This is a genomic window from Natronococcus sp. (assembly GCF_047921035.1).
Taxonomy (GTDB): domain Archaea; phylum Halobacteriota; class Halobacteria; order Halobacteriales; family Natrialbaceae; genus Natronococcus.
In genome coordinates, this window is the sequence record NZ_JBLRWX010000040.1 from 22158 (window position 1) to 33156 (window position 10999).

Annotated in this window: 10 protein-coding genes; 6 read left to right on the plus strand and 4 right to left on the minus strand. The window is 66.1% G+C overall.

All coding sequences use genetic code 11. From position 1 onward, the window contains the following. Positions 1-3: 3 nt before the first annotated feature. On the minus strand, positions 4-522 hold the full coding sequence (locus ACNA7R_RS10145) for a PH domain-containing protein (protein ID WP_416283449.1): 519 nt from the start codon (positions 520-522) through the stop codon (positions 4-6). A gap of 230 nt (positions 523-752) precedes the next feature. Further along, positions 753-2153, minus strand: coding sequence for an MATE family efflux transporter (locus ACNA7R_RS10150; RefSeq protein WP_416283450.1), 1401 nt, complete (start codon positions 2151-2153; stop codon positions 753-755). 108 nt (positions 2154-2261) lie between these two features. Between ACNA7R_RS10150 and lipA the strand changes: the two genes are divergently transcribed. The 6 genes from lipA (at position 2262) to ACNA7R_RS10180 (ending at position 10026) form a co-directional block, all read left to right on the plus strand. Further along, on the plus strand, positions 2262-3224 hold the full coding sequence (gene lipA, locus ACNA7R_RS10155; RefSeq protein WP_416283451.1) for a lipoyl synthase: 963 nt from the start codon (positions 2262-2264) through the stop codon (positions 3222-3224). Positions 3225-3465: 241 nt separating this feature from the next. Further along, entirely contained in the window at positions 3466-4596 is a 1131-nt protein-coding gene (gene pdhA, locus ACNA7R_RS10160; RefSeq protein WP_416283452.1) for a pyruvate dehydrogenase (acetyl-transferring) E1 component subunit alpha, read from the plus strand. Between the two features lie 3 nt (positions 4597-4599). Further along, entirely contained in the window at positions 4600-5586 is a 987-nt protein-coding gene (locus tag ACNA7R_RS10165) for an alpha-ketoacid dehydrogenase subunit beta (RefSeq protein WP_416283453.1), read from the plus strand. Position 5587: 1 nt separating this feature from the next. Continuing rightward, on the plus strand, positions 5588-7216 hold the full coding sequence (locus ACNA7R_RS10170; protein WP_416283454.1) for a 2-oxo acid dehydrogenase subunit E2: 1629 nt from the start codon (positions 5588-5590) through the stop codon (positions 7214-7216). 37 nt (positions 7217-7253) lie between these two features. After that, on the plus strand, positions 7254-8726 hold the full coding sequence (gene lpdA, locus ACNA7R_RS10175) for a dihydrolipoyl dehydrogenase (RefSeq protein ID WP_416283455.1): 1473 nt from the start codon (positions 7254-7256) through the stop codon (positions 8724-8726). Positions 8727-8865: 139 nt separating this feature from the next. Then, a complete protein-coding gene (locus ACNA7R_RS10180) occupies positions 8866-10026 on the plus strand; it encodes a multicopper oxidase domain-containing protein (protein ID WP_416283456.1) in 1161 nt (386 codons plus the stop codon). A 60-nt stretch (positions 10027-10086) separates the two neighbouring features. Here the strand turns inward: ACNA7R_RS10180 and ACNA7R_RS10185 are convergent, their stop codons facing one another. After that, positions 10087-10368, minus strand: coding sequence for a hypothetical protein (locus tag ACNA7R_RS10185; protein ID WP_416283457.1), 282 nt, complete (start codon positions 10366-10368; stop codon positions 10087-10089). Then, entirely contained in the window at positions 10365-10742 is a 378-nt protein-coding gene (locus ACNA7R_RS10190) for a helix-turn-helix domain-containing protein (protein ID WP_416283458.1), read from the minus strand. Before ACNA7R_RS10190 ends, ACNA7R_RS10185 begins: the two co-directional genes overlap by 4 nt. Between the last annotated feature and the right edge of the window lie 257 nt (positions 10743-10999).

The following is a 10999-nucleotide window of genomic DNA, read 5'->3' on the forward strand; positions in this document are numbered from 1 at the left end:
CGACTACGGCGTTCGCGGTCGGCCGCCGTCGGCGGCCCCGCTGAGTTGATCGGCGAGCGCGCTGCCGGCACGCTCGGGTCGGGGCGCCCGTTCGAAGGTGAGCTCCGGATCGCCGGAGCCGGCGGTGTACACCGTCAGGTCGCCGTAGCCGAACAGTCGCCCGACCGCGTCCTGCTCCAGGCTCGTGTTCTGGACCCGATCGAGCCGGAACTGGGTGACGTCCCTCGAGACGACGCCGCGTTTCTTGTACAGCTCCGCGGAGGTGATCACGTAGTGAGTGTTTCGCCAGAACGCGTACCGGACGAGCACTGCGGCGACGCCGATGACCGCGAGCGCGACTCCGATGTACGTGAGCAGCCCGGTGCCGCCGGTCGCCGTCCAGCCGGCGATCGCGAAGCCGCTGAGGACGAGCAACAGCGCGGCCGGGAGTCTGACGCCCATCGTGATCGGGTGGGGACGGCTCTCCCAGACGATCCGTTCGTCCTCGGAGAGGTGGAGCCAGTCCGGCGTCGAAGTGGGCATACCGGATCGTACTCGGTTCGTCGCCGTAAAACTGTCGCGCTAACGGGGTCAGATCCCCTCGTACGGGCTGCTGTACGTCAGCTCCGACGCAGCCGTCGCTCGTTTTGGCGCTTGCGTCGGCAAATCGGGACAGCACAGCAGCCCGTCTCATACGGTTTCCTGTAAGTCATTACCGGCGCAACCGCGACCCGTACGGCGGTTGCGCCGGTAAATCGGTACAGCAATCCGTATCAATCCGCCGCTTCGGACCTCGCGGTTTCGACCGCGCGGGCGTTCATTCCCGACTCGGTCTCGTACCAGTAGTACGCGCCGAGCCCCAGCGCGGCGACGACGTTCGAGATTGTGACGCCCCAGAAGATACCGACGACGCCCAGCCCGAGCAGGTAGGCCCCGGCGAGCGCGACGGGCAGCCGGACGATCCAGTACTGAAACAGCGTCGCGACCAGACTCGTTCGCGTCCGCCGGGCGCCGTTGAACCCGGCCTGGAGGAGGTAGGTGGCGCCGATCGCCCAGTAGCCGTACGCCAGGATCCGCAGGTACTCCGCGGCGAGTTCGACCTCGGCCGGACTCGCGTCGGGGACGAACAGCACCGACAGCGTCTCCGGAATCGCCCACTGGACGGCGCCGACCGCGGCGAGGCCGACGCTCGCGATAGCGACACCGACCCACGTCGTGCGCCGCGCTCGCTCGGGGCGTTCGGCGCCGAGGTTCTGTCCGACCATGCTCTGTGCGGCCTGCTGGAGCCCGATCGCGGGGACGAACGCGATCGCCGCCACCCGGGCGCCGATCGTGTACGCCGCCAGCCCCGCCGCGCCGCCGACGATCGCGACGAGCCAGACCATCCCGACGCGGGCCGACTGGCTCGAGAGGTACTGGCCCGCGGTCGGCCAGCCGATGTCGCCGATCTCGCGACAGTCCTCGAGCGCGAGTTCGACGTCCGCCCGCGAGAGAGCGAACCCACCGCGACCGCGGATCGCCATGCCGAGCCCGAACGTGAGGCCGGCGCCGTAGCCGATCGCCGTCGCCAGCGCGGCACCCGGGACGCCGAGTTCGGGAAACAGCCACCAGCCGAAAATAAGGAACGGATCGAGCACGAGGTTCGCCGCGACAGCAACGACGTTGATGTACAGCGCCGCACGGGTATCGCCCCAGCCGACGAAACTCCCCTCGACGGTGTCGCTCGCGCTCATCAGGGGAACTGCGATCGCGAAGGTCGCGAGGTAGGCGGCGGCGTACCGGGTGACGACCGCTCCGGCCCCGAAGAGGCCGACGATCCACCCGGCGAGGAGCCAGACGACGAACCCGACGATCAACCCGGCGACGAGGCCGACGACGGTCCCGTTAACCGCGGCGCGCCGACCGCCCGCGAGTTCGTCCGCGCCGACGCGCTGGGAGACGAGCACCTGGGTGCCGACGCTGGCGCCGACAGCGACCGCGGCCAGCAGGCCGATGAGCGGAAACGTCAACCCGACGGCGGCGACCGCCTCGAGGCTGTGGCGGCCCAGCCAGAGGGTGTCGACGACCTGCTGGAGGACCTGCACGAGGTTCTGGACGAGCAACGGCGCGGCAAGGATCGCGAGTACCCGGGGTATCGAGCCCGTCGTGATCTCCTCGCGATCGAGGTCGAGCATCTCGTTCATATAGATGCCGACATACGAGATAAATATTTTTATCGAGATCACAGTGAGATAAGGGCGCCGACCACAACCGTTTTTCACGCTGGCCCGCCAGATCGGGGTATGAGCAGCGCCCGCAAACCCGACTGGCTCAAGATGCGTCCGCCGTCGGGACAGGAGTTTACCGACATTCGCAAGCGCCTTCGCGAGCGGAACCTCCACACCGTCTGCGAGGAGGCAAACTGTCCGAACCTGGGCGAGTGCTGGTCCGGCGGCGCCGGCACCGGCGACGGCGCGGGCGGGACGGCCACGTTCATGCTGATGGGCGATCGCTGCTCTCGAGCCTGCAACTTCTGTGACGTCCAAACCGGGGGGATGGAACCGCTCGATCCCGACGAACCCGAAAACGTCGCCGAGGCCGTCGCCGAGATCGGCCTCGACTACGTCGTGCTCACGAGCGTCGACCGGGACGACCTGCCGGACCAGGGGGCGGGCCACTTCGCGGAGACGATCCGCGAGATCAAAGCGCGCCATCCCGGCATCCTCGTCGAGGTCCTCATTCCCGACTTCCAGGGAGAAGACCACCTCGTACGGAAGATCATCGACGCCGAGCCGGACGTCATCGCCCACAACGTCGAAACCGTCGAGCGACTCCAGTTCCGCGTCCGGGACCGCCGAGCGGGGTACGAACAGAGCCTGGGCGTGCTCGAGCAGGTCGACCGGGAGTCCGACGTCTACACGAAGACCTCGATCATGCTCGGCCACGGCGAGTACGACCACGAGGTGTACCGGACCCTGGCGGACCTCCGCGAGCGGGGCGTCGACATCGTCACGCTCGGCCAGTACCTCCGGCCCTCGCGGGACCACCTCGAGGTTCGCCGGTACGACCACCCCGACAAGTACGAGACCTGGCGGCGGGTCGCCGAGGAGGAACTCGACTTTCTGTACTGCGCCAGCGGACCGATGGTCCGCTCGTCGTACAAGGCCGGGGAACTGTTCGTCGACGCGGTGCTCCGCGAGGGGAAAAGCGTCGCCGAAGCGCGCCGGGATGCGCGGGAGTCGACGTCGGCGGAGGCCGCCGAGTAATCGGCGTGCGACTCGTTCCCAGTCGGAGACCGACCGTCCGTCCACTATTCGGATGATTTATCCACAGACACGCTGTGAATCCCTTCTTTCGTCGCGTTGACACGGACGATCGGTCGATTTGAGTCGGCTTCACCGACCACTCCCGGCGTGTCGAGCAAGAATCTCATCGATAGTAAACTATTTACGAAAATCCTTTAACGCGAGCGATAATTCGTTAGGGTATGCACAGGTGGGTACACCCGTGAGTACGATACAGCGAGACCCGCAGGACCGCGTACAGGTGCTCGACGACGCCGGGCGCGTTCTCGAGGGCGCCGAGGTGCCCGACCTCCCCGAGGAGGAGTTCGTCCAGATCTACGAGCAGATGCGACTCGTCCGCCACTTCGACGAACGGGCGGTGAGCCTGCAGCGCCAGGGCCGGATGGGAACGTATCCACCCCTGTCCGGCCAGGAAGGCTCCCAGATCGGCAGCGCACACGCGCTGGCCGACGAGGACTGGCTGTTCCCGAGCTACCGCGAGCACGGCTCGGCGCTCGTTCGGGGGATGTCGCTCAAGCGGACGCTGCTGTACTGGATGGGTCACGAACTGGGCAACCAGATCCCCGACGACGCCAACATCTTCACCGTGGCCGTCCCGATCGCGACCCAGATCCCCCACGCGACGGGCGCGGCGTGGGCCTCGAAGCTCAAGGACGAGGAGAAGGCCTTTCTCTGTTACTTCGGCGACGGCGCCACCTCGGAGGGCGACTTCCACGAGGGGCTGAACTTCGCCGGCGTCTTCGACACGCCGAACGTCTTCTTCTGTAACAACAACCAGTGGGCGATCTCCGTCCCTCGAGAGCGCCAGACCGCAAGCGAGACGCTGGCCCAGAAGGCCACCGCCTACGGCTTCGAGGGCGTCCAGGTCGACGGGATGGATCCCCTCGCGGTGTACAAGGTGACCCGCGACGCCGTCGAGAAAGCCAAGAATCCCGACGCCGTCGAGGACGAGTCGCCCGGCAGCGCGACCCGGCCGACGCTAATCGAGGCCGTCCAGTACCGCTTCGGCGCCCACACGACCGCCGACGACCCGTCGGTCTACCGCGACGACGACGAGGTCGAGCGCTGGAAGCAGAAGGATCCGATCCCGCGCATGGAGACGTTCCTGCGCAACAACGGGATGCTCGACGACGAGCGCGTCGACGCGATCGAGTCCCGGATCTCGGAGGACGTCGCCGAGGCGATCGACGCCGCCGAGGCCGTCGAACGGCCGGACCCCGAGGAGATCTTCGCCCACGTCTACGAGGGCATGCCGAAGCGACTACAGGAACAGCTCGAGTGGTTCGAATCGATCCGGGAACGACACGGCGACGACGCGCTACTGGAGGAGTAAGACATGGCTGCAGAATCAGAAAACCTCACGCTGGTACAGGCTGTCCGCGATGGGTTGCACAGCGAGATGGAACGCGACGACGACGTCGTCGTCATGGGCGAGGACGTCGGCAAGAACGGCGGCGTCTTCCGCGCGACGGAGGGGCTGTACGACGAGTTCGGCGAGAACCGCGTCATCGACACGCCCCTCGCGGAGTCGGGTATCGTCGGGACGGCGGTCGGCATGGCCGCCTACGGGATGCGACCGGTCCCCGAGATGCAGTTTCTCGGCTTCATTTACCCCGCGTTCGACCAGATCGTCTCCCACGCCGCGCGCCTGCGAACGCGCTCGCGCGGCCGGTACACCTGTCCGATGGTCATCCGCGCCCCCTACGGCGGAGGAATCCGGGCGCCCGAACACCACTCCGAGTCCTCGGAGGCGATGTTCGTCCACCAGCCCGGCCTGAAGGTCGTCATGCCCTCGACTCCCTACGACACGAAGGGGCTGCTGGCGAGTGCGATCCGCTCGCCGGATCCGGTGCTCTTCCTCGAGCCCAAACTCATCTACCGGGCGTTCCGCGAGGAGGTTCCGAACGAGTCCTACGAGGTCCCGATCGGCGAGGCGGCCGTCCGCCGCGAGGGGTCCGATATCTCCGTCTTTACCTGGGGTGCGATGAGCCGTCCGACCCTCGAGGCCGCGGAGAACCTCGCGGGCGAGATCGACGTTGAGGTCGTCGACCTGCGGACGCTGTCGCCGCTGGACGAGGAGACGATCGTCGAGTCGTTCAAGAAGACCGGCCGCGCGGCCGTCGTTCACGAGGCGCCCAAGACGGGTGGCCTGGGCGCGGAGATCGCCGCGACGATCCAGGAGGAGGCCCTGCTCTACCAGGAGGCGCCCGTCGGGCGCATCACCGGGTTCGACACGCCGTTCCCGCTGTACGCGCTCGAGGACTACTACCTGCCTGAGCCGGCCCGCATCGAGGACGGCATCCGGGAGACGATGGGGTTCTAACATGGTACGAGAGTTCAAACTCCCCGACGTCGGCGAGGGGGTCGCCGAAGGCGAACTGGTGAGCTGGCTGGTCGAAGCGGGCGATACCGTCAGCGAGGACCAGCCGGTCGCGGAGGTCGAGACCGACAAGGCGCTCGTCGAGGTGCCCGCCCCGGTCAACGGCACCGTCAGAGAACTCCACTGGGAGGAAGGCGAGATGGTCCCCGTCGGTGACCTGTTCGTCACGTACGACGTCGAGGGCGAAGAGAGCACGGACGAACCGACGGCCTCGGAAGAAGAGCAAGCCAGCGAGCCCTCGGGTGTCGACTCGCCCGAGGAGGCTCGAGCGGACGCCGACGACGAACCCGCAGGGGACGCCGGCGCGACCGGCGCCGAAACCGGCGAGATCGCTCCGCCCGAGGATCGGGTCTTCGCGCCACCGCGCGTGCGACGGCTGGCCCGCGAGGAGGGGATCGACCTCTCCGCGGTCTCGGGAAGCGGCCCCGGCGGCCGGATCACCGCGGCCGACGTCGAGGCCGCAGCCAGCGGTTCGGATGCGCCGTCGCAGGCCACAGACGCCGGGACGACGATGGAAGACACCGCATCGGCCGCGGAAACGGACCCGAGTACTGCCGACGAGCACACCACTGAGGCGGCCGGCGTGCAGACGAGCCAGTCGACGACCGCACCGACACCGGTCGAGTCGGCCGACCGAGACCGAACCCTGGCGGCGCCCGCTACCCGCAAACTCGCCGAGGAGGAGGGGGTCGACGTCGACGCCGTTCCGACCGACGAGGAACGCGACGGCGAGGCGTTCGTCACCCCAGAGGCCGTCCACGAGTACGCCGAGGCCCAGCGGCGGGCCCAGGAAGCCGACGCCGAGGCGGTCTCGGCCGGCGAACCGGTCGGCGAGAAGGGAACCGAGTTCGCCGAAGGCGAGCGCGAGCGACGGGAGCCGTTCAAGGGCGTTCGGAAGACGATCGCCGACGCGATGGTGCGTTCGAAGTACTCCGCGCCCCACGTCACTCACCACGACGAGGTCGACGTTACGGAACTCGTCGAGGCTCGAGAGCGACTCAAACCCCGCGCGGAGGAACAGGGGATCAGCCTCACGTACATGCCGTTCATCATGAAGGCCGTGACGGCGGCGCTGAAGGAGTTCCCCGAGATGAACGCGGTGATCGACGAGGACAACGAGGAAATCGTCTACCGCGACTACTACAGTATCGGGATCGCCACGGCGACCGACGTCGGGCTGATGGTGCCCGTCCTCGAGGACGCCGACCGGAAGGGACTCCTGCAGCTGTCCTCGGAGATGAACGAACTCGTCACGAAGGCCCGGGAGCGTTCGATCAGCCCCGATGAGCTCCGGGGGTCGACGTTTACGATCACGAACGTTGGCGGCATCGGCGGCGAGTACGCGACGCCGATCCTGAACTATCCAGAATCGGGGATCCTCGCGGTCGGCGAGATCAAGCGGAAACCGCGCGTCGTCACCGACGAGAACGGCGAGGAGTCGATCGAGCCACGCTCGGTGATGACGCTGTCGCTGTCGTTCGATCACCGGCTGATCGACGGCGCCGTCGGCGCACAGTTTACGAACGAACTGATGGAGTACCTCGAGAATCCGGAACTGCTACTGCTCGAATGATGAACTTTACCACCCTACCAGGAGAGAGGGCTACGTAATGGTAGTCGGAGACGTCACCACTGGAACGGACGTGCTGGTCATCGGCGCCGGACCCGCGGGCTACGTGGCCGCGATCCGGGCCGGCCAGCTCGATCTGGACGTAACGCTCGTCGAAAAGGACGCCTACGGGGGAACCTGCCTGAACGACGGCTGTATCCCCTCGAAGGCGCTGATCACCGCCACCGACGTCGCCCACGAGGCGGGCAACGCCGAGGAGATGGGGATCCACGCCGATCCCGCGGTCGACCTCTCGGCGATGATGGGCTGGAAGGACGACGTCGTCGACCAGCTCACGGGCGGCGTCGAGAAACTGTGCAAGGCGAACGGCGTCAACCTGCTCGAGGGGACCGCCACCTTCGCCGACGAGAACACCGTCCGGGTCTCTCACAGCGGCGAGGGGCAGGGCTCTGAAACCATCGAGTTCGAACACGCCATCGTCGCGACGGGATCGCGACCGATCGAGATCCCCGGATTCGAGTACGACGACGAGCCGGTGCTCGACTCGACGCAGGCGCTCGCCCTCGAGTCGGTCCCCGACTCGATGGTGATCGTCGGCGCCGGCTACATTGGCATGGAGCTGGCGGGCGTCTACGCCAAGCTCGGCACCGACGTCACCGTCATCGAGATGCTCGATTCGATCCTGCCGGGGTACGACGACGACCTCAAACGCCCCGTCAAGCAGCGCGCGAACGACCTCGGGATCGACTTTCACTTCGGGTACGCGGCCTCGGAGTGGGAACAGCAGGGCGACGGCATCAGCGTCGTCGCCGAGGCACCCGACGAGGCGGCCGCCGACGGCGGGAGCGAGGCGAGCGCCGAAACCGTCGAGGACGATACCCTCGAGCTCGACGCCGAGAAGGTTCTCGTCGCCGTCGGCCGCGAGCCGGTGTCGGACACGCTCGACCTCGAGAACGCCGGCGTCGAGACCGACGACCGCGGCTTCATAGAAACCGACTCGCGTGCACGTTCGAACGTCGAGCACGTCTTCGCCGTCGGCGACGTCGCCGGCGAGCCGATGCTCGCCCACAAGGGCAGTATGGAGGGCCAGGTCGCTGCGGAAGTGATCGCCGGTGAACCGTCGGCGATCGACTACCAGGCGATGCCCGCCGCGGTCTTTACCGAACCCGAGATCGGCACCGTCGGGATGTCCGAGAGCGAGGCCGAGGAGGCCGGTTTCGAAACCGTCGTCGGGAAGTTCCCGTTCCGCGCCAGCGGCCGCGCGCTGACGACCGGCGAGACCGACGGCTTCGTCAAGATCGTCGCCGACGACGACCAGGGCTACGTGCTGGGCGCACAGATCGTTGGTCCCGAAGCCTCCGAACTGATCGCGGAACTCGGGCTCGCGATCGAGCTCGGTGCAACGCTCGAGGACGTTGCCTCGACGGTCCACACCCATCCGACGCTCTCGGAGTCGGTGATGGAGGCCGCCGAGAACGCGCTCGGTCACGCGATCCACACGCTGAATCGTTAGCCCGGACGCGACCTTCGAACCGCCGAGCGTTTTTTGTCGAACCGGATCGGAACTGGCCAGAACTGGTTGTGTGTTTCCCGACCCCCGGGAACTGACTTAATAACCCATTATCTGGCGGTGTCAACGGATACGTGTGACCATGACGTCTACTACACCCTCCGGGATCCGGCGCCGAACCGTCCTGTCGATCGCTGGCACTGGCACACTCGGTGTACTGGCCGGCTGTACGTCCGCGAGTTCGGACGAAGACGGAAGCACCGAGCGCGACGACAGCGACGCGGAGGAGGGGGAGACGGACGACGAACCGCTGACCGACTACGAGTACACGGCTCCGCCGCAGCTCGTCGACCTCGCGGATCAGGGGTACGAGTCGACGCTCCGAACTGTTCCCGCCCGCCACGAACTCGTCACCGAGGCGGGATCGGGCGGCCCTGTCGAACTCCCCGAAGTGTGGGCCTGGCAGACCGACAACCTCGAGCCGTCGGTTCCCGGCCCGATCTACCGCATGACTGAGGGCGATACGTTCGAACTCACCTACGACAACAGCGAGCACAACCGTCCGCATACCGTTCACGTTCACGCGGTCGGCAAGACCTGGGCCGACGACGGCGCCCCGGTAACCAACCGGGAGTACGTCGGCCCCGGCGAGAGTCATACCTACACACTCCACGCCGACGTCCCGGGAACGCACGTCTACCACTGCCACTACCAGACGCACAACCACCTCGATATGGGAATGTACGGCATCCTCCGCGTGGATCCGGACGGCTACGAGGCCCCCGACAGGGAGTACTTCCTGACGCTTCGAGACTGGGACACGCGACTCCACGACCGCGAAGCCGGCGGCGGCGCCGACTACAGTCCGTCCGATCGATCCTCGGACGCCTACACGATCAACGGCCGGAGCGCACCCACCACGTTCCATCCCGAACTGGGGTCGCCGCTGATCGTCTCCGAGGGAGAGACGATGCGTATCCATCTGGCGAACAACGGATACGAATCCCATCCGTTCCACACACACGGCCACCGGTTTACCGTCGTGGAAAAGGACGGCTCGGTCGTTCCCGAGGCTGCCCAATACGAGGAGGACGTGATCAACATCGCGCCCGCCGAACGGTACACAATCGAACTCGAGGCGAACGCCGATCCCGGAATCTATCCGGCACACTGTCACAAGGTTCACCACGTGACGACCGAGGACCGCTACCCGGGCGGTATGGCGACGGCGATCGTCTACGAGGAAGCGATGGACACCGAAGAGTTCGGCGAGATCATGTCGGATGCAGGATACGACGGCTGAGGGGAGGACGATCCGGTCGATTTACAGAGCGCAGTGTCTTGGGTTTTGATCCCGGACGGTTCACTGCACGTACAGCGAATAGGCGATCACAAAGAAGCCCGCGAGAACGAGCAGGCTCTCGAGGAGCACTCCGGTTACGAGCGAGACGCCGAGCAGTTCGTGAAGTACGCCCGCCAGAACGAACCCGAGCGTCACGATACCGAATCCGCCAGCGAGATAGCCAAGCGCTGGCTGTCGAGTTCGGCGGTAGGCCTTGAACGCGAAGTACGTGATTGCGCTGCCGACGACGAGAACGAGGGTTTTGACGATTGCCAATACGAGTGCAGTTTCTATTCCAGTCATGTCTCCTTTCGTACCTCAGACCACAGTTCGGCGAGCCGTTCGTCAGCTGTCCGAGCCGGACGCTCGATCTGTACCGACAGGGACCGATCGTCCTCGAGTACGAGCGTGATTTCGTCGAACGCGACCGAGTACTTGCTCGCGTGGTGACCGTCCCGACGGATCTCGGTCGACTCTTCGAGTAGCGTCGAGTCGGTCAAAAGCTCGAGTTTCCGGTACAACGTCGACTGCGGGATCTCGCACCGAGCGTTGAGCTCCGATGCCGTCATCGGCTCCTCGAGATTGCGGATGATCTCCCGGCAGTCGGGATCGTCGAGCGCAGAACAGATCACTTCCGGTGACGGCGGCGGTTCCGAAGTGATCGGATCCTGGACCATTCGTTTTTCTCTTGTAACGCACGGGGTTTATTCGCATCGATGCCGATCGTCGTTCCCGCCAGCGAATGTCGAACGGTTTCGCCCTCTCGAAGCCTTCTTGCCCGTTCGCACTCGAGACGTGACCACGCGGGTATCATTCGGCCCGACCGAACCTTCGAGGGTGGAATGAACGGCCGACCTCCGCCCGCGTAACACTTGTCTCAGCGATCTCGAGGCATTGCCATCTCGGACATGTCAGATAGAACTCTATTGAGTGG

What these genes read in the sequence shown, in the direction of transcription:
- ACNA7R_RS10150 (WP_416283450.1), bottom strand. Translation starts at nt 2,153, where the DNA reads ATGCTCGACCTCGATCGCGAGGAGATCACGACGGGCTCGATACCCCGG.
- lpdA (WP_416283455.1), top strand. Translation starts at nt 7,254, where the DNA reads ATGGTAGTCGGAGACGTCACCACTGGAACGGACGTGCTGGTCATCGGC.
- lipA (WP_416283451.1), top strand. Translation starts at nt 2,262, where the DNA reads ATGAGCAGCGCCCGCAAACCCGACTGGCTCAAGATGCGTCCGCCGTCG.
- ACNA7R_RS10190 (WP_416283458.1), bottom strand. Translation starts at nt 10,742, where the DNA reads ATGGTCCAGGATCCGATCACTTCGGAACCGCCGCCGTCACCGGAAGTG.
- ACNA7R_RS10145 (WP_416283449.1), bottom strand. Translation starts at nt 522, where the DNA reads ATGCCCACTTCGACGCCGGACTGGCTCCACCTCTCCGAGGACGAACGG.
- ACNA7R_RS10165 (WP_416283453.1), top strand. Translation starts at nt 4,600, where the DNA reads ATGGCTGCAGAATCAGAAAACCTCACGCTGGTACAGGCTGTCCGCGAT.
- ACNA7R_RS10185 (WP_416283457.1), bottom strand. Translation starts at nt 10,368, where the DNA reads ATGACTGGAATAGAAACTGCACTCGTATTGGCAATCGTCAAAACCCTC.
- ACNA7R_RS10170 (WP_416283454.1), top strand. Translation starts at nt 5,588, where the DNA reads ATGGTACGAGAGTTCAAACTCCCCGACGTCGGCGAGGGGGTCGCCGAA.
- ACNA7R_RS10180 (WP_416283456.1), top strand. Translation starts at nt 8,866, where the DNA reads ATGACGTCTACTACACCCTCCGGGATCCGGCGCCGAACCGTCCTGTCG.